The organism is Maribacter sp. 6B07, assembly GCF_002700155.1.
Lineage (GTDB): Bacteria > Bacteroidota > Bacteroidia > Flavobacteriales > Flavobacteriaceae > Maribacter > Maribacter dokdonensis.
Window position 1 is genome coordinate 1,163,112 of sequence record NZ_PDUT01000001.1, and the last position, 21,032, is coordinate 1,184,143.

General features: G+C 35.6%; 22 protein-coding genes and 1 pseudogene. 13 read left to right on the forward strand and 10 right to left on the reverse strand.

Annotation, left to right across the window (positions count from 1 at the left end; genetic code table 11):
- Window position 1: 1 nt before the first annotated feature.
- A pseudogene (locus CSC80_RS04865) lies at window positions 2-1,275 on the reverse strand (sorbosone dehydrogenase family protein).
- Window positions 1,276-1,509: 234 nt separating this feature from the next.
- On the opposite strand from CSC80_RS04865, the gene CSC80_RS04870 reads away from it, so the two are divergent.
- The 6 genes from CSC80_RS04870 to CSC80_RS04895 are packed head-to-tail and all read left to right on the forward strand — an operon-like array spanning window position 1,510 to window position 4,133.
- Window positions 1,510-1,728 (forward strand): DUF6500 family protein, encoded by a 219-nt coding sequence (locus CSC80_RS04870; RefSeq protein WP_074671393.1) that lies wholly within the window; start codon window positions 1,510-1,512, stop codon window positions 1,726-1,728.
- Between the two features lie 6 nt (window positions 1,729-1,734).
- Window positions 1,735-2,310 (forward strand): hypothetical protein, encoded by a 576-nt coding sequence (locus tag CSC80_RS04875; RefSeq protein ID WP_099190179.1) that lies wholly within the window; start codon window positions 1,735-1,737, stop codon window positions 2,308-2,310.
- Between the two features lie 8 nt (window positions 2,311-2,318).
- A complete protein-coding gene (locus CSC80_RS04880; protein ID WP_143751719.1) occupies window positions 2,319-2,858 on the forward strand; it encodes a hypothetical protein in 540 nt (179 codons plus the stop codon).
- 4 nt (window positions 2,859-2,862) lie between these two features.
- Window positions 2,863-3,243 (forward strand): VOC family protein, encoded by a 381-nt coding sequence (locus CSC80_RS04885; protein WP_236973323.1) that lies wholly within the window; start codon window positions 2,863-2,865, stop codon window positions 3,241-3,243.
- 51 nt (window positions 3,244-3,294) lie between these two features.
- Window positions 3,295-3,786, forward strand: a complete 492-nt coding sequence (locus tag CSC80_RS04890; protein WP_099190185.1) for a DUF6265 family protein — start codon at window positions 3,295-3,297, stop codon at window positions 3,784-3,786.
- Window positions 3,783-4,133, forward strand: a complete 351-nt coding sequence (locus CSC80_RS04895) for a hypothetical protein (protein ID WP_058104174.1) — start codon at window positions 3,783-3,785, stop codon at window positions 4,131-4,133. The genes CSC80_RS04890 and CSC80_RS04895 overlap by 4 nt, the downstream gene beginning before the upstream one ends.
- Before the next feature lie 105 nt (window positions 4,134-4,238).
- On the opposite strand, the gene CSC80_RS04900 is transcribed toward CSC80_RS04895, so the two are convergent.
- Entirely contained in the window at window positions 4,239-4,703 is a 465-nt protein-coding gene (locus tag CSC80_RS04900; protein WP_058104175.1) for a CBS domain-containing protein, read from the reverse strand.
- A 120-nt stretch (window positions 4,704-4,823) separates the two neighbouring features.
- Between CSC80_RS04900 and CSC80_RS04905 the strand changes: the two genes are divergently transcribed.
- The 4 genes from CSC80_RS04905 to CSC80_RS04920 all read left to right on the forward strand — a co-directional run bounded on the left by CSC80_RS04905 (window position 4,824) and on the right by CSC80_RS04920 (window position 9,243).
- Window positions 4,824-7,109: a M28 family peptidase gene (locus tag CSC80_RS04905; RefSeq protein ID WP_099190187.1), complete on the forward strand. Its 2,286-nt coding sequence runs from the start codon at window positions 4,824-4,826 to the stop codon at window positions 7,107-7,109.
- Entirely contained in the window at window positions 7,099-7,905 is an 807-nt protein-coding gene (locus CSC80_RS04910) for an SDR family oxidoreductase (RefSeq protein WP_099190189.1), read from the forward strand. Before CSC80_RS04905 ends, CSC80_RS04910 begins: the two co-directional genes overlap by 11 nt.
- A 125-nt stretch (window positions 7,906-8,030) precedes the next feature.
- Complete coding sequence (locus CSC80_RS04915) at window positions 8,031-8,405, forward strand: hypothetical protein (RefSeq protein WP_099190191.1); 375 nt, start codon at window positions 8,031-8,033, stop codon at window positions 8,403-8,405.
- A gap of 133 nt (window positions 8,406-8,538) precedes the next feature.
- Window positions 8,539-9,243: a hypothetical protein gene (locus CSC80_RS04920; RefSeq protein WP_099190193.1), complete on the forward strand. Its 705-nt coding sequence runs from the start codon at window positions 8,539-8,541 to the stop codon at window positions 9,241-9,243.
- Between the two features lie 50 nt (window positions 9,244-9,293).
- Here CSC80_RS04920 and CSC80_RS04925 read toward each other — a convergent pair whose 3' ends face one another.
- Window positions 9,294-9,785, reverse strand: coding sequence for a nuclear transport factor 2 family protein (locus CSC80_RS04925; protein WP_099190195.1), 492 nt, complete (start codon window positions 9,783-9,785; stop codon window positions 9,294-9,296).
- Window positions 9,772-10,272 carry a hypothetical protein gene (locus CSC80_RS04930; protein ID WP_099190197.1) on the reverse strand — a complete coding sequence of 167 codons (501 nt, stop codon included), beginning with the start codon at window positions 10,270-10,272 and terminating at the stop codon, window positions 9,772-9,774. The genes CSC80_RS04925 and CSC80_RS04930 overlap by 14 nt, the downstream gene beginning before the upstream one ends.
- Before the next feature lie 63 nt (window positions 10,273-10,335).
- Here CSC80_RS04930 and CSC80_RS04935 point away from each other — a divergent pair, with 63 nt between their 5' ends.
- Window positions 10,336-11,283: an NAD-dependent epimerase/dehydratase family protein gene (locus CSC80_RS04935; protein WP_099190199.1), complete on the forward strand. Its 948-nt coding sequence runs from the start codon at window positions 10,336-10,338 to the stop codon at window positions 11,281-11,283.
- A gap of 20 nt (window positions 11,284-11,303) precedes the next feature.
- Here the strand turns inward: CSC80_RS04935 and rimK are convergent, their stop codons facing one another.
- The 6 genes from rimK to CSC80_RS04965 form a co-directional block, all read right to left on the reverse strand.
- A complete protein-coding gene (gene rimK / locus CSC80_RS04940; protein ID WP_099190201.1) occupies window positions 11,304-12,674 on the reverse strand; it encodes a 30S ribosomal protein S6--L-glutamate ligase in 1,371 nt (456 codons plus the stop codon).
- Window positions 12,675-12,713: 39 nt separating this feature from the next.
- Window positions 12,714-14,240, reverse strand: a complete 1,527-nt coding sequence (locus tag CSC80_RS04945) for a bifunctional GNAT family N-acetyltransferase/carbon-nitrogen hydrolase family protein (protein WP_058104184.1) — start codon at window positions 14,238-14,240, stop codon at window positions 12,714-12,716.
- A gap of 195 nt (window positions 14,241-14,435) precedes the next feature.
- Window positions 14,436-14,759: a hypothetical protein gene (locus CSC80_RS04950; protein WP_058104185.1), complete on the reverse strand. Its 324-nt coding sequence runs from the start codon at window positions 14,757-14,759 to the stop codon at window positions 14,436-14,438.
- Window positions 14,760-14,761: 2 nt separating this feature from the next.
- Window positions 14,762-15,739, reverse strand: a complete 978-nt coding sequence (locus CSC80_RS04955) for a deoxyhypusine synthase family protein (RefSeq protein WP_071342557.1) — start codon at window positions 15,737-15,739, stop codon at window positions 14,762-14,764.
- Window positions 15,726-16,664 (reverse strand): agmatinase, encoded by a 939-nt coding sequence (gene speB, locus CSC80_RS04960; protein WP_099190203.1) that lies wholly within the window; start codon window positions 16,662-16,664, stop codon window positions 15,726-15,728. The genes CSC80_RS04955 and speB overlap by 14 nt, the downstream gene beginning before the upstream one ends.
- Window positions 16,665-16,757: 93 nt before the next feature.
- On the reverse strand, window positions 16,758-18,170 hold the full coding sequence (locus CSC80_RS04965; RefSeq protein WP_058104187.1) for an arginine decarboxylase: 1,413 nt from the start codon (window positions 18,168-18,170) through the stop codon (window positions 16,758-16,760).
- 469 nt (window positions 18,171-18,639) lie between these two features.
- On the opposite strand from CSC80_RS04965, the gene CSC80_RS04970 reads away from it, so the two are divergent.
- Together CSC80_RS04970 and CSC80_RS04975 are read left to right on the forward strand one after the other, a co-directional pair.
- Window positions 18,640-19,374 carry a hypothetical protein gene (locus CSC80_RS04970; RefSeq protein ID WP_236973324.1) on the forward strand — a complete coding sequence of 245 codons (735 nt, stop codon included), beginning with the start codon at window positions 18,640-18,642 and terminating at the stop codon, window positions 19,372-19,374.
- Between the two features lie 542 nt (window positions 19,375-19,916).
- Entirely contained in the window at window positions 19,917-21,005 is a 1,089-nt protein-coding gene (locus tag CSC80_RS04975) for an adenylate/guanylate cyclase domain-containing protein (RefSeq protein ID WP_099190205.1), read from the forward strand.
- Window positions 21,006-21,032: the final 27 nt, after the last annotated feature.

The window sequence follows — 21,032 nt, forward strand, 5'->3', positions numbered from 1 at the left end:
ATTATTCAATTGCCGAAACCCTCCAAATAACACCACCATCATCATCATTCACCAAAAGAGATCCATCTGGGGCAACGGTCACTCCAACTGGTCTACCATATACTTCACCAGCTGCTTCATCAGCAATAAAACCAGTTAAAAAGTCAACTGGTTTTTGAGGTTTACCGTTTTGAAAAGGGACGAATACCACCTTATAACCAGCAAATTCCGCTCGGTTCCATGAACCATGTTGACCAACAAATGCTCCATTTTTATACTTCTCAGGAAATTGTGAAGCGGTATAAAACGTAAGCCCTAAAGAAGCGGTATGGCTACCCAAAGGCACATCGGGAACTATAGTCATATCTACAAGGTTTTGGTGCGGATCATCTTCCCATCTTGGATCATTTATATCTCCATAATAACTATAAGGCCATCCATACCACCCTCCTTTTTTCACACTGGTTAGGTAATCGGGCACTAAATTATTACCAATCTTATCACGTTCGTTAACAGCCGTCCATAATTCACCAGTAACCGGGTTCCAATCCATCCCCACCGGATTACGTATACCACTTGCGTATATTATTTCATCAGACCCATCTGTATTTACCTCTAAAATAGCAGCACGTCTTTCCTCTTTATCCATACCCTGCTCCCCCACATTACTTGCCGATCCAACCGAGATATATAACTTATTTCCTTCCTTATTCGCAATAACATTACGTGTCCAATGGTTATTATAGCCACTTGCAGACAAAGCAACTATTTTTTCTCCTTCCCCTTCAACCTTGTTCTGACCTTCCTTGTAAGCATACCTATAAAGCCCATCTGTATTAGCGATATAGAAATATCCATCTAAAACCAACATCCCTAAATTTTGATTCAGTTGATCTTTAAACACATATCTTTCATCTATTACACCATCCATGTCGTTATCACGTAATAATGTAATCCTATCAGCGCTATTTTTCGTGTTAGATTCTGCGACAAAAATGTCATTATTAGGTGCAACATATGTCCACCTTGGATGATCTAAATCTTGAGCAAATATTGTAACTTCAAAACCTATTGGGGCTTTGGGCAACTTGTTTGATGGCCACGCTATAATTTTACTGTTTTTAGTAACGGATTCAGATGAATATGGAGGTACTAATTCCAAAGGTCCAATAGCGGTTTCCACAACCGATGATCCCGTATTTCGCCATTTTTCTTTTGAATTTTCAGTTAACTGTTTTTACTACTACAGCTCATTAAAATTGTAGTGGACGCTAGTATATATAGAATTGTTTTCATAGTATTGGTTTACTCTCAAAATTATAGCAACCGTATTAAAAAGTCTACCAAATACACCTGTTTACAAATACTTTAACAGATTTATAGAAAAAGTTTAAAATATTGATTTTTAAGACTCTAAACAGGTAAAATTGAAATTTTTAAGATTAACATTATCCATTTTAATTGAGTAAAGAATCGTATTAATTTGAGCCCAAATTTTAAATAATTAACTTTCTTTCATAATTAAGATTGATGACCAAAGAAATAAAAGCAAAAATCATTCAAGTTTGCGATGCTAAAATCGCAGCAAAAGGGGAAAAAGTAGGGCTGTCTTTCTATGCCTTTTTTAAAAATAAAAATGACCATCCAGAACTATTGATGGAAGTTGCCCAATGGTGGATATTAGAAAACAAGTTAGACCATTTTGAGAAGGCGATAAAGATAAGGGATATGATAAAATCTTTAAATTAACCTGTAATGAAAAACAGTTTTCACGTGCTACTTCTACTGTTGTTTCTAACTGGTTGCCAGCAACAAAATGTCAACCGTGCCGCAGTAGTTAAATCATATTACAGTGCTTTTGATTCAGGAAATTACAACGCTTTAAAAGCAATTACCAATGATAGTGTTACAATAATTTCTGGCGACTTTACAACAAACTATGATAAAGAAGCTTTTTATGAATTCTATAAATGGGATTCCATTTTTAAACCTACTTACAACACTATTGAAATAGAAGAAGAGAACAATACTGTTTTAGTTACCGTTGCTCAAAAAAATAAAAGAAACAGTTTTTTACAAAACAACCCTCTAAAATTTAAGGTCAGGGTTTCATTTACCAGTGGAAAAATCTCCAAATTAGAAGAACTTGAATATATTAATGTTAATTGGAATGAATGGAACCAGCAAAAAAATGCCTTAGTAGAATGGGTACAACTGAATCACCCAGAATTAGATGGTTTTGTGAATGACATGACCATGAAGGGAGCTATGGATTATTTGAAAGCGATTGAGCTATTTAAATCAAGAAGCAATAGAGAAATTAAACAATGAGGAAACTAATGAATTTATTTCTTTTTATAGTTTCCACTATAATTATATCTGGATTATATGGCATAATACATAATCAAGTAACGTTTACCATATCTTCTGAATACTTTACTCATTTTAAATTTATTCAACACCATCTTCCTGAATATTTTATAAAACCAGCAAGATTAGGTGCCAGTGTAATAGGTTGGAATTCCACTTGGTGGGTAGGTCTAATTTTTGGTTTCATTCTAGGATCACTATGGATAAGGAACGATACTCTTACAATTAAAGATAGGTTTAAAGCATTTAGTACAATTTGTATTACTACTATTACGGTTGGTACGATAGGATATCTTATTGCTCATCTACAATGGCAACCAACAAAACATTATGAAGTAATAAATTTCCCTAATTACGGAGGAATTATTGATGAATCAATCCAAAGTATGACCAATCCATACGCATTTTTAAGGGCAGGAACCGTTCATAATTTCAGCTATATAGGAGGCATATTGGGCTTACTTCTTAGTATTTTCCAATTATGGAAGCATCTTAGAAATGAAATTTAATATAATGAACAAAATACACCATACCGCCATCATTTGCTCTAATTACGAAATTTCCAAAAAATTCTACACCCATGTTTTGGGCTTAGAAATAATTCGTGAGGTGTATCGCCAAGAACGGCAGTCTTATAAATTGGATTTAGCTTTGAACGGAGATTATATTATTGAGTTGTTTTCTTTCCCTAATCCACCAAAGAGACCTTCAAGGCCAGAAGCATGTGGTCTACGGCACTTGGCTTTTGAAGTAGATGATTTAGAAAAGATAATTGCCCATTGTAAATCCTACAATGTCATTGCAGAACCTATTAGAATTGATGAGTTCACCAACAAACGATTTACTTTTATTGCCGACCCTGACAACCTTCCTATAGAATTTTACGAAAAGTAAACCTATCCGTTTGTAAACGTTTAATTTGTATATTGTTACAAATACCGAAGTATGAAAATTCTACTATTACTCCTTCTATCGACCACTGCTATGGTCCATGCACAGAACACCATATCATTTGAGCCTGAAATGACAAGTCCCAAAGCCAAATTAAGTCAGATAGAATGGCTGGCAGGTCATTGGAAAGGGGAAGCATTTGGTGGCATTGCTGAAGAAATATGGAGCCCACCTACAGATGGTAGCATGATGTTTTCTTTCCGACTAATTGATAAAGGCGCTGTAAGTTTTTATGAATTCGGACACATTATTGAGGTAGATGATACATTATTATTACAGCTAAAACACTTTGATGGTGATTTGGGCGGTTGGGAACAAAAAGATGAAACCGTAGATTTTATATTGGTAAAAGTCGAAGAGAATAAATTTTACTTTGACAATTTTACTATTGAACGTATTTCTGATACAGAGATAAACATGTATGTGGAAGTCAGTGAAGAAGAAGGCACATCAAATGAAATAACTTTCAACTATCACAGACAATGAAAAGAGAATGTTTAGAATGCGGTTCAGAAGTTATTGGTAGAATAGATAAGAAATTCTGCAATGATTATTGCCGCAACATATATAACAACAAAGTAAACCCTGCTAGCAAGCAGCTTATAAGAAATATCAATAATAGGCTACGTAAAAATTACCGAGTACTGGATAGTTTTCAATTAAAGGACGGAAAAACCAAAACCACGGGCACACGCTTGATCGATAAAGGCTTTGACTTCAATTATGTTACCAATTTATATACCACCAAAAAAGGTACTACCTATTACTTTCTTTATGATTTAGGATATCTCCCATTGGATAATGATTTCTATATGATAGTAAAGAGAGAATAGCAAGCCCCCTAGCCCCCAAAGGGGGAATATTATTGATATAAAAAAGGTTTCCTAATAGGAAACCTTCATGTATTTTAAGCTCCCCTTTGGGGTTGGGGGCTAGCTCTATTTCCAATTATGACCACTTAATTTTAGAGCGGCCACAACAATGTCTTTTCTACTAATTTGCCCTACTAAGATATCATTACGCATTACAGGTAATCTTCTTCTGTTGTGCTGGGCAAAAATACCCGCAGCATCAAAAATGGAGATATCATGCGGAATAGTTTCCACCGTTTTGGTCATAAACTTCTCAACACTTTTATCTAAAATAGGCTGATTGAAATACCTACTTTCAGAAATTTGTTTCATACAATCGGCTTCAGAAATGATACCTACTAGAAAACCGTTTCCGTCTAAAACAGGTCCACCAGAAATGCGATGTTTGGCAAATTTCTCCATAACGTCTAAAATTGAATCATCTGGCGAAAAAGTGATTAACTTAGTGGTCATGTAATCGGCCACAAGAATTGGTGCTTCAAATTCTTTTTTAAATACCTTTCTAACGCCTTGAAAGCTTTTGATTCCCATGATAGTATGTTTAGAGGTTGATTACTAAAGATAATAAATAAAATGAAATTTGCTAATAATTTTCGATGTATGTCAATTAATACTCAAAATTTTAATACATTTTAAAAGAATATCGCAATTATGAAAAAAACACCAACCGTATTAACCCTACTACTTATTATTCTTGCCACTTATTGGAGTTTTAGAGTGCTTTTACCTCAATATACGGAAGGGGAAACTGTTGCTGAAACTCAGTTTTCAACAGACAGAGCCTTAGTACATGTAAAAGAAATGTCTAAAGAACCACATGGTGTTGGTTTTCCTGCACATACCACGGTACGTAATTATATAACAGAGCAACTACGATCGTTAGGGTTAGAAACTACATTACAAGAGGGCTATACGGCCGGGGATTGGGGCAACCTAAGCAAAGCCGAAAATGTACTTGCTAGAATTAAAGGCACCGAATCTAGAAAAGCACTTTTGTTATTGAGCCACTATGATAGTAATCCTCATTCATCATTAGGTGCCAGTGATGCTGCAAGTGGAGTTGCCACTATCATAGAAGGTATACGTGCATTTTTAAAAACCAACACACCACCCAAAAACGATATTATAATTTTAATTTCAGATGCCGAAGAATTAGGACTCAACGGAGCAGACCTTTTTGTTGATAAGCATGAATGGTTAAAAGATGTGGGCCTAGTGCTCAATTTTGAGGCTCGCGGTAGTGGCGGACCAAGCTATATGCTCATGGAAACCAATAGGGGAAACAGCAGGTTAATTTCTGAATTTATAGCCGCTAAACCTGATTACCCCGTGGCAAATTCTTTGGCATACAGTATATACAAAATGTTACCTAATGACACTGACCTAACCGTATTTAGGGAAGATGGCGATGTTGAGGGCTTCAATTTTGCGTTTATAGATGATCATTTTGACTATCATACCCAAATTGATAATTATGAAAGACTAGATAGAAATACGCTTGCACACCAAGGTAGTTACTTAATGCCCTTACTAAAGCATTTTAGCAACACTGACCTCACGAATTTGAAAAGTTTAGATGACAATGTGTATTTTAACGTTCCCTTTTTTAAGATGGTTTCTTATCCATTTAGCTGGATCATGCCAATGTTGATATTTGCCATTCTCATTTTTATCTTATTATTGATTTTAGGATTCAAGAAAAAAGTATTGAATGCCAAAGATGTATTCAAAGGATTTCTACCTGTACTATTAACCTTAGTTGTCAATGGCATTGTTGGGTATTACAGTTGGCAATTTTTAAAATGGGTGTATCCTGGATATACTGATATTCTTCATGGTTTTACATACAACGGTCATGCCTATATCTTTGCATTCGCCCTATTCTCACTTAGTACATGCTTCTATGCATATTATAGGTTTAGGGTTATCAAGACAGCTAATCTGTTAGTTGCTCCGTTTATTATCTGGATAATTATTTGTGGCTTGGTAGCCATATATTTAAAAGGAGCCGCCTTTTTTATTGTGCCTTTATACAGTTTTTTGGTCGCATTTTATGTTCATATCAACCAGAAAAATCCGAATCCGTTTTTATTGTTGTTCTTAGGTATACCGGCACTGTTCATATTTGCTCCGTTTGTACAAATGTTCCCGGTTGGTCTAGGGCTTAAAATGATGGTTGCATCTACCCTATTTACTACACTCATCTTCTTTTTGTTACTGCCTTTAATATCAAAATACAGAAAAAAGGGTGCTTTGGCATTTTTAAGTTTTCTGTTGTTTGCCGGTTTTATGGTATCGGCCCATATGGATTCTGGGTTTACTAAAGATAGACCTAAACCAACAAGTTTATTGTATGTATTAAATGCAGATGACAATACCGCTATGTGGGCAACCTATGAGCATAAATTATCTGATTGGACCGCTCAATACATCATAGATAAGCTTGCCGTACCACCACAAATAAACGAAACCATTAGCAGTAAATATGGAACTGATTTCACCTATACATATGAAGCTCCACTTAAAAACATTCCAAAACCTACTATTGAGGTACAGTTAGACACTGTAATCAACAATGTACGTTCTATACGATTATGCATCACGCCCAATAGACCAATAAATCGTTTGGAAGTTTTCACTAATCCAGTTGACATCCTAAAGGCAGATGTGAACGGTATTCAATTGTCTGACCATTTTCTACAAAACAGAAATAGTGGTAGATTGATTACCAACTACATTAGTGATAAAAATTTTACCGATATTAATTTAGAATTTCCGGCAGACTCCCCTTTAGAACTGACATTTTATGAAGCCTCTAATGATTTATTAAACAACGAATTATTCTCTATACCTGAACGTAGAGAAGATCAAATACCAATGCCTTTTGTGTTGAACGATGCAATAGTAACCGTACAAAAATTAAAATTTGGTCAATAAAATAGGAATAATAGGTTGTGGCTGGCTTGGGTTGCCCCTAGCCGAAAGTTTAGTGAACGGCGGATTTGAAGTAAGGGGAACTACCACTTCTAAGAACAAAATGGCCGTTTTAGAGGAAAAAGGCATCCAACCATTTCAAATTTCTATTTCCGAGAAGGAAATCAATGGAGATATCCATGCTTTTCTTTCATCCATAGAAGTCCTAATTATAAATATTCCGCCTAAACTACGTGGCAAAGGTCCCAAGGAAAGCTATATTGATAAAATTAAACTACTGTACCTGACCATTAAAAAGTCTGACGTAAAAAATATCATATTCGCCAGCAGTACCGCTGTATATGGTGATGCAAAAGGTATCGTGACCGAAGAAACCAAGCCCCTACCTACTACAGCATCTGGCATTCAACTACTTCAGTGTGAAAACCTACTGAAAAACGACAAAGAACTGAATACCGTTATTATTAGATTTGGTGGATTAATCGGTCCTGATAGACACCCGATAACGATACTATCCGGCAGGAAAAATCTGAGTAACGGAGATGCCCCTATCAATTTAATTCATTTGGATGATTGTATCGGTATTATTAAAACGATTATTGAACATAAGCATTTTAACGATGTCTTAAATGCCGTATATCCAGAGCATCCTACTAAAAAAGAATACTATACCCAAGCAGCCATAAAGAGAGGCTTGGAACCACCCACATACCATTCCACCGGCAAAAACCTTAAATTAATTCAATTTTGTAAGATTTTTCTTATTAATAATTATCATTTTCATACCCCGCTAAATTGATCATTTACAACACTAGAATATCCTTTCACAACAAAACCTGAAAATCAGCGTTAATATAATGTTGACTTTCAACTACTTATCGACGTAATACATACCTTTGTTTAACAATATAAAACCATAATGTTATGAAGAAAGATAAATTACGGGAGAGGGTTTTAGTTGAATTAGAGAAGCTCATCTCCCTAAGTTGTAAGAACCCAACAGGTTCTAAAAAATATGAAGATTTGCATGTAGCACTTTTAAAAAAGCATTACAGTGCTACCAATGTAACCATAGACTATCACCGTCATAGAATTCAAATGGAGGTTATAGAAGATGTTAGTCTATATGACCCTAAAACGGTAAATACATATTTACCTACATTCTACATGAATCTATTATTCAACAATCTATGTAATTTCTTGATTTCATGTGTAGAAAAAGACAATAAAAGTATTGGTTTTTACACCCAACTTTTAAACTCTTTCAAAGGTTCAAAAAACCAATTAGAGTTAGCTTAAAAAACCCTATTCGTTGTAAATTAAAGACGCCAGAACAGGCGTCTTTTTTTGTGTTTGGAACATTTAAACCTTTCCTTAACAAGATCATACAGAATAATTTAATAGTTTAGCGCACTTTAAAAGAATCAGATAAATGAAAAAATCAGTTTTAATATTAGTAGCGGCCATTTTACTATCGGGCAGCTATGGATATGCACAGACCAAATCAGAATTACTTAAACATTACGAAGCATTTTATGACCAAATGAGGTTACAAGGTGATGTAGATGGTGTAATTAATGCCCTAACTCACCTAAACGTGCTATCACCATCAAAAGAAAGAAATGATACCCTAGCCTATATTTATGCCAATGACAACCAACATTTACAGGCATTGAATATTATAGGGATTGAAAAACTGGATTCAGATTCTAACTTGGCCATACAGGTAAAAGCGGTTTCTTTAAAAGCTTTGAACCAACCAAAAAGGGCGTTAGAGCAATTTGAAGCATTATATACCAGAGAGCCAAATGCCTACCTTGCTTATGAACTAGCAGACCTTAAGGTACAAACAGGAGATAATGTAGGCGCAATGAAACATGTTGAATATGGTATTGCAAATGCCAAAGACGATATGAAATATGCATTTTATGAGCGTCAGCAACCATACGAAGTACCTTTAAAAGCCGCCTTTATTCATGTAAAGGCACTTATACAGTACAATATGGACAAAACTAATATTGACCAAGCTATAGCTACTTTGGACGAAGCTTTGGCCATTGATCCCAATTTTAATTTGGCCAGCTTAAGCAAGCAAGCATTGACTTCCCGAAAAGAAGCACCTACCGAGAAAAAATAATGTCACTTAAGTTTAAAAAAAAGGCGAATCACTTGATTCGCCTTTTTTTATTAATTTGTTTTTAGCTTTTCTAAAAGAGTATTGTCCGTTTCTTTTTTCAGCTCTACCAACTCATCTACCAAATCATTAGGTACCGCAATAGACAGCACATAATGTGCTACCTTCCATTGTCCATCTATCTTTTTCAATACTCCCGATCCACGGCAAATTTTCATTTGTGTATCTAAAAGCTCATCGAACCATGCAAAATCGGCTTCATTATTTATATAAATATTACGCTCAACCGCAGTAAAATTCCAAGCTTTTCCTTTGTCAAAATAAGGTTTTGAAAAACTCATAAACGCATTTCTTTGCCAATTCTCGGTAGCATCGGTACCTATAAATACAGCATCATTCGTCATTAAATCAAAATAGGCGTCAAAGTCTGCAGAACCGGCCGCTGCATGCCAACTGTTCAAAGTTTCGGTAATTTGTGCTTTCTCATTATTCTGTGAAAAAATAAATGAGGAGAACAGTAATATAAATAGGCTAATTTTCTTCATTCTTAAGTAGTTCTTCTGGCAACGTATTGTTGACCACAACGTTAAATTGATTTCTAAGATCATTATAGGCCTTTATCATCTGAATCATAGATTCCGTAGGATTTTGTCTATACTCCAAATCGCCCTTCGTTTTTAAAACAAAGGTTTTGAACAGTTTCTGCCTACCCTTAATTTGTTGGATATTGAATTTTTCAGGGTATTCGCTTTCTTCTAGTTTTTTTTGATTTTCTATAATCTCATCGATCACAAGTTCAAAATCTTCTATGTAATCAGAAGAATACATTTTATCAAAACTTTTATCCAAGGCGTTATATTCCAACCAATCTTTTAAAATAGCATGGGCTTTGGTATCTAAGCCAATTTTTACGGGCAGGCTGTCTTTTGTAGACTGCCAAAGAGATTCATGTACAACCGTGGTTTCCTTTGCTTCCTCTTTGCAAGAGGCAACTAGGATTATGAGTGATAAAAAAAAGATAATTTTGGACATAAGCGAATGTACAAATTTTAAGAAAAGGTATCTTTATCTCAAATTCATTTAACGAAAAATTTAATGCCGAAATATATTTTGATTATTGGGGCCTGTGGTCAAATTGGAACAGAACTAACCTTAACCCTTAGGGAGAAATACGGTAGTGAGTATGTAATTGCCAGTGATATTAGGGAAGGTAATGAAGATTTAATGCAATCTGGACCATTTGAAATATTAGATGCCACTAATTATGACGCGCTTGAAGAGGTCATTGCCTATTACGAAATTTCTGAAGTGTATTTAATGGCCGCTATGCTTAGTGCAACGGCAGAGAAATTTCCGATGCGTGCATGGAATTTGAACATGAATACCCTTTTCAATGTATTGAATTTGGCAAAGGAGAAAAAAATAGATAAGATCTTCTGGCCATCAAGTATCGCCGTTTTTGGTCCGAATACCCCAAAAGACGATACTCCGCAAAATACCATAATGGAGCCAAGTACGGTTTATGGTATTAGTAAGCAAAGCGGTGAACGTTGGTGCGAGTATTATTTCAAAAAATTTGACGTAGATGTAAGAAGCATTAGATACCCAGGCCTTATTAGCTGGAAAACCATGCCAGGTGGCGGAACAACTGATTATGCCGTGGAAATATACCATAAAGCACTTTCAGAAGGCTCATACACCTGTTTCTTGGAAGAAGACACTAAATTACCTATGATGTTCATGGACGATGCCATACGTGCCACATTACAAATCATGGAAGCCCCATCTGAGAACATCAAAGAGCGTTCTGCCTATAATTTGGCAGCAATGAGTTTTACGCCCAAAGAAATGGCCGAAAATATAAAAGCTGTGATCCCTGAATTTGAAATGGCCTATGAACCGGATTTTAGGCAAGAAATTGCCAATTCATGGCCAAGTAGTATTGATGATAGCAGTGCCCAAAAAGATTGGAATTGGAATGCAGAATTTGACCTTGAAAAAACTACTGAAACAATGTTGGAAAATTTGAAGAACAGGATTTAGCCTGTTCTTCAAATGAATATTTAGTTACTAAACTTCAATCGTTTTTCAATTGCCATGATCATGGCATTGGCGATATCTTTACCTGTAGCATTTTCAATACCTTCTAAACCTGGTGATGAGTTAACTTCCAATAGCAACGGTCCTTTGTTAGATCGTATGATATCTACGCCCGCAACGGCAAGGTTCAATACTTTAGCGGCTTTTAAAGCCAACTTCTTTTCATCAGCTGTAATCTTAACGATTGATGCGGTACCACCTTGGTGAATATTGGCCCTAAATTCTCCTTTTTGGGCTTGGCGCTGCATACTGGCCACTACCCTACCGTTCACCACAAAACAACGGATATCTTGTCCGTTTGCTTCTTTAATAAACTCTTGTACCAAAATGTTGGTGTTAACACTCTTAAAGGCATTGATTACACTTTCAGCGGCCTTATTGGTTTCGGCAAGAACAACACCCTTACCTTGGGTACTTTCCAAAAGTTTAATGATCAATGGTGCACCGTTGACCATTTTGATCAAGTCTTTGGTATCCATAGGTGATTTTGCAAAACCGGTGATAGGAATATGGATATCATAGTTTGAAAACAACTGTGATGCGAACAATTTATCTCTGGATTGTGTAATAGCCTCTGCCGAATTCTGACAGTACACCCCTAGATTGTTAAACTGACGGATCAATGCGCAACCGTAGAATGTTACGGATGGCTTTATTCTTGGTATTACCGCATCATAATCTTTAAGAATAATACCACCCCGATATCTAATTTCGGGCGAATGGGCATCAAGCTTCATATAGGCTTGCTCAACATTTAAGAAATGTATTTCATGACCCCTTGCCTCTGCGGCTTCCATGATTCTCTTATTGCTGTACAAATTTGGATTACTGGCCAAAAGAGCAATCTTTAGTCCTGATTTTTCTTTAAAATAAGGAGCGTAAAGCTTATTGACCTCTTGATCTTCAAACGATCCTAATTGATAGTTTACCGCAGGGTTTACAATAAAGCGCTCATTTAAAGCCTCTCTACCTAAAAGCATACGGAACTCCATAGTATCTCTATTGGCCAATGTCAATTCAATATCAAATGTGGCATCACCTAAGGTAACCGGTGTTTTTATCACCAGACGTTCTTCTGATATACCCGATGAACTTTTAACCATACGACGGGCAATCAACCTTGCTTGGCATTCAATGGCAATACTACGGTTTTCTTGAAGCGGACTAACCTCAAATTTTACCCATTCCTGACCTCCTTTTGATACTATTTTTAAATTAGTAGCTTGTATGGAAGATGTTTTTGCTCCAGAGTCTACCCTGGCTTTAATTGCCGGTATACCCAGGTCATTGAACACACACCACTCTTCACTACCTATTATTTTTAAATTATCCAATTCTGTTTATTTTTAGCTCCTTTTAAATACGGAGTTTTCTTATTTCTTTTTAAGCTCAAATAAATCTGTTCTTCTATCACGAAGATTACGTACTGCACCAAACTGATTTAGTTCACGTAATAAACTAATATCAACATCGGCAATTAAGATCATTTCGGTATTCGGTGTTGCCTCCGCTTTGATTCCGTTTGTTGGAAAAGAGAAATCGCACGGTGTAAAAACCATTGACTGGGCAAACTGAATATCCATATTCTGAACATTTGGCAAGTTACCCACACTACCTGCAATAGCAACATAACATTCATTTTCTATTGCTCTAGCCTGCGCACAATTACGCACTCTAGAATAACCATTTTGGGTATCTGTCAAGAAAGGAACGAACAAAATATCCATACCTTCATCTGCAAGCAGTCTACTAAGCTCAGGAAACTCAGAATCATAGCACACCAACACCCCAATTTTACCACAATCAGTATCAAAAGCCTTTAATTGATTACCGCCTTGCATTCCCCAAACCTTGGCTTCATCTGGTGTTACGTGAAGTTTTTCATAGCGCTCCATACTACCATCCCTTCTACATAAATACCCCACATTGTACAAGCGACCATCGATCATTTCCGGCATACTACCTGTAATGATATTAATGTTGTACGATATGGAAAACTCAGAGAATTTTTGGGCAATTGCCTGTGTATGCTTTGCCAATTCACGAATAGCATCTGGCGTAGACATATGATTGTTAACCGCCATTAAGGGTGCGTTAAAAAACTCCGGAAACAATGCAAAGTCTGATCGGTAACCAGAAACGGCGTCGATAAAATACTCTGCCTGCTCCAACAATTCATCTAGATCCTTGTACGGTCTCATTTGCCATTGAATCAACCCTAATCTAATTACGGTTTTTTTAGTAGCGGCTTTTTTAGACGGTTTTTGGTAATAGATATTATCCCACTCCATCAAAATAGCAAAATCTTGAGAAGCCTTATCGCCATCTAAATACCCTTTCATTACCTTGGCAGGATGAAAGTCATTACTGATCTGAAAATTCAGTACAGGATCTTGAATCTCTTTTCTACGAACCTTATCAATGTATTCTTTGGGTGATAGTTTTGATGCATAGGCATGGTAATTTGGCATTCTACCACCAAAAACAATGCTTTTTAAGTTTAACTTTTCACAAAGCTCTTTTCTATAATCATATAAACGACGCCCTAAACGAAGACCCCTAAAGCTTGGCTTTATAAACACCTCAATACCATAGAGCACATCACCCTCATTATCATGGGTGTCAAAAGAGTATTTGCCCGTAATCTGCTCATAGGTATGGTTGTCATCAAAAGCATCATAATCTACGACAATAGAAAGGGCTACCCCTGCAAGTTGACCATTGATCTTAATAACGACCTGACCCTCAGGAAACTTTTCGATCAACGATTTTATATGTTTCTCTTTCCAATATGAACCCGGCATATTGGTGTAGGCAGAAATCATAGCAGTTTTAAGTTCTTGATAATCATCAAGGTCCAAAAACTTTAATTCAATATTTTCAATTTCATCAATTTTCATATACCTGTTGTAAGCACAACGATAATTAGTTTTATAGTTTTATTGGTAATCCATTTTGGGACAGTCCCAAAGGACAATCGGAAATTGTAATCGTAACATCTCGCATTGCGAGAAAGACCTGGTTTTCCGGTCTACAAAAAATAGACCGGATGTATTATTCTCTAAAGTGCAGGAGCAACTTGAGCGATAGAAAAACTAATCTTCATCATCGCCATCCACCATATCCTCAGGATTTGGTTCTACAACGGCAGTTGGATCATCATCATCAAAATCTTCATAATCATCCTCGTCATAATTCTCCATTGTATATTCAAGCTTAGCACTGATTTTTACTAAATACTTAGTGTCTTCGGTCAATACCTCAACAGCTTCTATACGCTCTCCTTGAGCATTTCTAAAGGAGATAATATTACGGTCATCATACCCATCCGGGTATCTTTCTACCAACAGTTTCAACACTTCTGGTGTCAATTTTTTAAAGTCGACTATGACTCTTTTTAAATGTGCGTTCTTGTCCATAATTACATGTCTAATAGGTAAGCAAAAATTAAGGGCGCAACAATTGTCGCATCACTTTCAATTATATATTTGGGTGTATTGATATCTAATTTTCCCCAGGTAATTTTTTCATTTGGTACAGCGCCCGAGTATGAACCATAACTTGTGGTACTGTCGCTAATTTGGCAGAAATAGCTCCAGAACGGAGTATCTGTACGTTCCATATCTTGATACAGCATTGGTACAACACAAATAGGAAAATCTCCGGCGATACCTCCACCAATTTGGAAGAACCCAATTCCGTTTTCAGAATTTGCCGTATACCAGTCTGCCAAGAAGGTCATGTATTCAATACCAGATTTCATGGTACTTGCCTTTAGTTCACCTTTCATTACATACGATGCAAAAATGTTACCCATAGTACTATCTTCCCAACCTGGGCAAATAATAGGCAGGTTCTTTTCTGCAGCAGCGTACATCCAAGAATCTTTAAGGTCTATTTCATAATATTCCTCTAACACTCCGGAAAGTAACATTTTGTACATGAACTCATGTGGCAAATAACGCTCGCCCTTATCATCTGCATCTTTCCAAATTTTGAAAATATGCTCTTGCAATCTTCTAAAAGCTTCCTCTTCTGGAATACAAGTATCGGTAACCCTATTCAAGCCTTTTTCCAACAGGTCCCACTCGTCTTGCGGAGTCAGATCTCTATAATTAGGTACACGCTTGTAATGAGAATGCGCCACCAAATTCATAATATCCTCTTCTAAATTGGCACCGGTACAGGAAATGATCTGTACCTTATCTTGGCGTATAACCTCTGCAAAGATCTTACCCAATTCAGCAGTAGACATAGCACCGGCCAAAGAAACCAACATTTTGGCACCGTTGTCCAGCTGTTCTTCATACCCTTTGGCAGCATCTACCAAAGCAGCCGCATTAAAGTGTAAATAATATTTTTCTATGAAATTGGTGATTGCACCTTTAGTCTTCGTCATCTTCGAATCTTGAATTTGTATTTGCTTTATAATCAATATCAAAAGTATTGTCATACTCTTGATCTATGTCTTGCCCCGCAAATTTATAGCTGAGCATTTTGTAATATAATTTAGCCGCCAAAAAGTCTGACGATTTATCATTTTTGTTAGGGCAAAGTTCAACAATGTCAAAACCTACCACGTTCTTATCTTCAAAAACCTGCTTTAAAAACTCCAAGGTCTCATACCAAAGTAGTCCTCCTGGTTCTGGTGTACCGGTAGAAGGCATAATGGACGGATCAAAAGCATCAAGGTCCAATGTTATAAAGACATTTTCGGTCATTGCTTCTATAACCTTATCTGACCAATATTCATCAGCAACCATATCATGGGCAAAAAAAGTTTTTTCCTCATCCAATACAGTCTTTTCAATCACATCCATAGAACGAATACCTACCTGAACCAAATTGGTAGTCTGGCTAGCTTCGTATACGGCACAGGCATGGTTATACTTTGTACCTTCATAAGATTCCCTAAGATCCGCATGTGCATCTATCTGCAATACCGTTAAATTATCAAAACACTCGTTAAAGGCTCTAATAGAACCAATAGATATTGAATGTTCACCGCCAAAAAGGGTTACAAACTTGTTACGTTTAATAAAATCTTTGGTAATGTTATGTACCTCATTTACCATTGCCTCTGGAGAACTATTCTCTGTAATTGGCTCAGTTAAATGAATACCCTGCTTGTAGACTTCAGAATCGGTTTCAATATCATACAATTCCATGTTTTCCGAAGCTTCCAAGAAAGCTTCAGGACCTTTGTCCGCTCCTTTACCCCAAGTACTTGTTCCGTCATAAGGAACAGGTATCAAGATAATTTTGGATTTTTCTAGTTGTGCGAATTCATCGGAAATACCGGCATAATTCTTAGATGTACTCATGATATATTAGCTATTGTTAAGTGGTTTTTTAGTAATATTTTCAATTTTATATACGTATTTCTATTTCTATCGGTCTTTGTTACCGGATTATTTTTATTCATTTTCTGGCTCTACCTCATAACCCAGAATATTTAGCAGGTCTTCTGCTTTTTGCTGGGACCTAAAGAGTTTGTAAGTGAAGTTACCGTTTTCATCTTTATCAATCAAAATATGTTTTGGCTGTGGAATTAAACAGTGCTGTAAACCACCATACCCGCCAATGGTCTCTTGATAGGCTCCAGTATTGAAAAAACCTATATACAACGGTTTTTCCCTTTTATACTTAGGCAAATAAATAGCGTTCATGTTCTGCTCACTGTTATAATAGTCATCACTATCACAAGTTAGTCCGCCCAACAATACACGCTCATACTCATCATTCCACCTATTGATCGGTAACATGATAAATCTTTTATTGATTGCCCAAGTATCTGGCAATGTGGTTATAAAAGAAGAATCTATCATATTCCACTTTTCGCGATCATTCTGTTGTTTTTGATATAAGATCTCATAAATGGCACCACCACTTTCACCTACAGTAAAGCTACCGAATTCGGTAAAAATATGAGGAACGGGCACATCTGCTTCTGAGCAAGTGATATTGATCTGATTTAAAATTTCATTGATCATGTATTGGTAATCATACTCAAAAGCCAGGGTGTTCTTTATAGGGAAGCCGCCACCAATATTTAAACTGTCCAATGATGGGCAAATTTTCTTTAGACGAACATAAACCTTAAGACATTTTACAAGCTCGTTCCAGTAATAAGCATTGTCACGAATACCGGTATTAATGAAGAAGTGAAGCATTTTAAGCTCTACCTTATCATTATCCTTGATCTGGTTCTCATAGAAAGGAACAATATTCTTATAGCCAATACCTAAACGAGAAGTATAAAATTCGAATTTAGGCTCTTCTTCAGATGCTATACGAATACCTACTTTAAAGGTGTCATTGATAGCATCTGAAAGTAAATCTATTTCTTCATAATTATCTATAATAGGAATACAGTTCTGGTGTCCATTATTTATTAAGCGAGCAATATTATCAATGTATTTTTCACGTTTAAATCCGTTACAGATAACAAAAGTGTCATTGCTTAATTTACCATCTGCTTTAAGTTTTTCAATGATATTGATATCAAAGGCAGAAGAGGTTTCCATATGAATATTGTTTTTTAAAGCTTCATGCATTATATGCTGAAAATGCGAGCTTTTAGTACAGTAACAATAGTGATATTTACCCTTGTAATTATTTTTTTCTATAGCATTTGCAAACCAGTTTTTTGCCCTTAGAATATTTTCTGAAATTTTAGGCAAATAAGTAAATTTCAAAGGGCTGCCATATTGCTTTACCAGCTCATTTAGAGGTATGCCGTGAAATTGTAGGTGTTCACCATCTAGATTGAACTCTTCTTGGGGGAAATAGTAAGTTTGATCAATTAGATCAATGTATTTGGTATTCATGAAATTGAATTATAATGAAATTTGATATTTGTTAAATATAGTAACTAGCCCAAAGACTTAAAGTTAAGAAAACGTAACCATGTTGAATAGTGTATCACACCAAAATTTGCCTCTGCGTAGTAGGAATAAAGAAGTAATCATGCTGACTTTGCATGATAGTAGAAAATGAATTGGAAGTTTGCTTTACTAATCGGCAACCTATCTTATAAGCCATTTGTGGGAAATACTTCCAATTTCCCTCAAACCCGAACATAGAATAACGATACATAATGTTCAGCTAAAAGCTTGAAATCTCCAACACACAAAGTTGTATATTAGGACATGACAAATGAAATCAAAAAAAATGAAAAAACAAGCGTTTTCATTTTTTTTACGACAATTAACATTTTTTTCAATTTTCATACTAAAAATAATTACCAACTTTACGATAACTACTTAATTTTCAAATTTTTACAAACACACAACACCAATGGAAAAAATTAATTTAAAACCGATTTTGGCAAGTATTTTACTGCTTTTGGCTTCAAGTTTGGTTGTATACGGTCAAATTCCGACCGGAATTTACACTGACACCGTACAAAACAACAAATCAAAAACAGTGCATCAAGTAAAAATAAACGGTGACTATTTCATCTATAACCAGTATGAAGTTGACCCTGCAAAATTCATTAAGACTGTAGGGGGTTTTTTTAAAATAGAGAACACCTCATCTCAAAATACCTTAGTAGTCCAATTGGAGTTTAACTCCGATTACGAAAAAGACGCCTTGAAACAACTTACCATACCTTTTAAAATGGATGGTGAAAATTTACAACTGCATTGGAGCCAAAAGTTAGCATTAGAGCCCACTACCCCAGCTGCCCAAGATTTAGATGGCGCTTGGCTCTTTGCCACTAGAGGACCAGATAATGGTCAAGAAAGACGTGGCGAAGAAAATTCTAGAAAAACATTGAAGTTATTAATGGACAATACATTTCAATGGATAGCGTATGACACTGAATCTTTTAGGTTTTCTGGTACAGGTGGTGGTAGCTACACCTCATTAGATGGTATATACACAGAACATATTGAATTCTTCTCAAAAGATGATACCAGAGTTGGGGCACAATTGAATTTTAATTATAACATAAAAGGAAAAGATTGGCACCACACAGGTAAAAACAGTAAAGGTGAACCTATGTATGAAATATGGAGCAAAAGATAACCAACCAGGATTTTACCCTAACATAGCACATTAATTTATTGATAATTAGCAAGTTCAATACTTAAAACTTAAAAAAACACTACCGTTTATCGAAAATAACATTAGATGACCATTACCCTTTCTTAGTTTTTATAGTTTAGCAGAAAATTCCTACTCATGTCTAACTACATTAACCTTTTCGGATTTTTTGCTATTTGTTTGGTAATTGCCTTTTTATGGGTATTCTTTTTTACCGAAAACAAAAATTGAATCCGAAAGGTTTAATGGTTATGACCAATATTTATGGCATAAAAAAGCCGATTTCAACAATCGGCTTTTTCAAACTAACTCAAACTAAGAACGTATCCCTTTATTAGGGCGCTGCAAAATTAGGGATCATTGTTTTCTACAAGGTCATTTGTACGTAAACATACTGTTATGAAATTGATATGTTCATTTCATAAAACCCTAAACACTTTCGCCTATTCATATTTCCATTATAATCCCGGTCTTTTCTATTATTCTTTGCTATTTTAGTTATAACCAAGAGAATAATAACGGGTATGGGTTTGTCACCTAAATCAAAAAGAAGATTACAACGTATTTTACCATTTGGTGTAATATGGTTTGTAATTGGTCTTTTTGTTTTATTTATTCAAGAAGCAGCTACCGGCAATAAAAACATAAACCCAAATGCAGCAATTACACTAACCCCTAAGGTATTTGTATTTGCTATGACCTCAGTAACGCTTATTGGTTTGTTGATGGGAACTATAGAAGTACTTTGGTTAGGTAATTTGTTCAACAATAAAAGCTTTTACAAGAAAATACTTTACAAACTTGGTCTGTATTCCTTTCTACTGCTGATTACCATTATAATTGTATATCCAATAGCCGCTTCTATAGAATTGGGCTTACCAGTATTTCATCAAATGGTATTACAAAAGTTATCTAATTTTTTAATAAGCCTAGACTTTTTAAGTACCATGGTTTCCATTGCAGTAAGCCTATTTGCCGGACTCTTCTATTCGGAAATTAGTCAGAATGTGGGTGATGCCGTACTCAAGAACTTTTTTACCGGAAAATACCACAAGCCCATTCAAGAAAAGCGCATATTTCTTTTTTGCGATATGAAATCGTCTACAACCATTGCAGAACATTTAGGGCATATTGAATATTTTAAAATGCTTAAAGCGTACTATGCAGATTTTACCAATGCCATCATCAATCATTCAGGTTCGGTTTATCAATACGTAGGCGATGAAATCATCATCTCCTGGAAGTATGAGGAAGGAATAAAAAACAACAACTGGATCAATTGCTTTTTAGCCATGAAACAAGACTTGCATAATAAGTCGGAATGGTACAAAAACAATTTTGGTTTAGCGCCCACTTTTAAATCTGGCTTTCACGTTGGCGAAGTAACAACCGGCGAAATAGGTACGATAAAAAAAGAAATTATATTTACCGGTGATGTTTTAAATACAACCGCAAGAATTCAAGGGCTCTGTAACACTTATAACGTTGACATTTTAATCTCTAAAGAGCTCATTAAAGAACTAAAACCAGAGGAAAGCTTGAAAATTATGTCACAAGGTATAGCCGAATTAAAGGGTAAGGAGGAAAAAATGGAACTTTTTACTTTAGTCTAAATTACCTATCTTAATTAAAGAAACATT

Bases quoted from the DNA above. Each gene is read 5' to 3' on its own strand.
- CSC80_RS04870 (WP_074671393.1), top strand. From the start codon at position 1,510: ATGACCAAAGAAATAAAAGCAAAAATCATTCAAGTTTGCGATGCTAAA.
- CSC80_RS04875 (WP_099190179.1), top strand. From the start codon at position 1,735: ATGAAAAACAGTTTTCACGTGCTACTTCTACTGTTGTTTCTAACTGGT.
- CSC80_RS04880 (WP_143751719.1), top strand. From the start codon at position 2,319: ATGAATTTATTTCTTTTTATAGTTTCCACTATAATTATATCTGGATTA.
- CSC80_RS04885 (WP_236973323.1), top strand. From the start codon at position 2,863: ATGAACAAAATACACCATACCGCCATCATTTGCTCTAATTACGAAATT.
- CSC80_RS04890 (WP_099190185.1), top strand. From the start codon at position 3,295: ATGAAAATTCTACTATTACTCCTTCTATCGACCACTGCTATGGTCCAT.
- CSC80_RS04895 (WP_058104174.1), top strand. From the start codon at position 3,783: ATGAAAAGAGAATGTTTAGAATGCGGTTCAGAAGTTATTGGTAGAATA.
- CSC80_RS04900 (WP_058104175.1), bottom strand. From the start codon at position 4,703: ATGGGAATCAAAAGCTTTCAAGGCGTTAGAAAGGTATTTAAAAAAGAA.
- CSC80_RS04905 (WP_099190187.1), top strand. From the start codon at position 4,824: ATGAAAAAAACACCAACCGTATTAACCCTACTACTTATTATTCTTGCC.
- CSC80_RS04915 (WP_099190191.1), top strand. From the start codon at position 8,031: ATGAAGAAAGATAAATTACGGGAGAGGGTTTTAGTTGAATTAGAGAAG.
- CSC80_RS04920 (WP_099190193.1), top strand. From the start codon at position 8,539: ATGAAAAAATCAGTTTTAATATTAGTAGCGGCCATTTTACTATCGGGC.
- CSC80_RS04925 (WP_099190195.1), bottom strand. From the start codon at position 9,785: ATGAAGAAAATTAGCCTATTTATATTACTGTTCTCCTCATTTATTTTT.
- CSC80_RS04930 (WP_099190197.1), bottom strand. From the start codon at position 10,272: ATGTCCAAAATTATCTTTTTTTTATCACTCATAATCCTAGTTGCCTCT.
- CSC80_RS04935 (WP_099190199.1), top strand. From the start codon at position 10,336: ATGCCGAAATATATTTTGATTATTGGGGCCTGTGGTCAAATTGGAACA.
- CSC80_RS04945 (WP_058104184.1), bottom strand. From the start codon at position 14,240: ATGAAAATTGATGAAATTGAAAATATTGAATTAAAGTTTTTGGACCTT.
- CSC80_RS04950 (WP_058104185.1), bottom strand. From the start codon at position 14,759: ATGGACAAGAACGCACATTTAAAAAGAGTCATAGTCGACTTTAAAAAA.
- CSC80_RS04955 (WP_071342557.1), bottom strand. From the start codon at position 15,739: ATGACGAAGACTAAAGGTGCAATCACCAATTTCATAGAAAAATATTAT.
- speB (WP_099190203.1), bottom strand. From the start codon at position 16,664: ATGAGTACATCTAAGAATTATGCCGGTATTTCCGATGAATTCGCACAA.
- CSC80_RS04965 (WP_058104187.1), bottom strand. From the start codon at position 18,170: ATGAATACCAAATACATTGATCTAATTGATCAAACTTACTATTTCCCC.
- CSC80_RS04970 (WP_236973324.1), top strand. From the start codon at position 18,640: ATGGAAAAAATTAATTTAAAACCGATTTTGGCAAGTATTTTACTGCTT.
- CSC80_RS04975 (WP_099190205.1), top strand. From the start codon at position 19,917: ATGGGTTTGTCACCTAAATCAAAAAGAAGATTACAACGTATTTTACCA.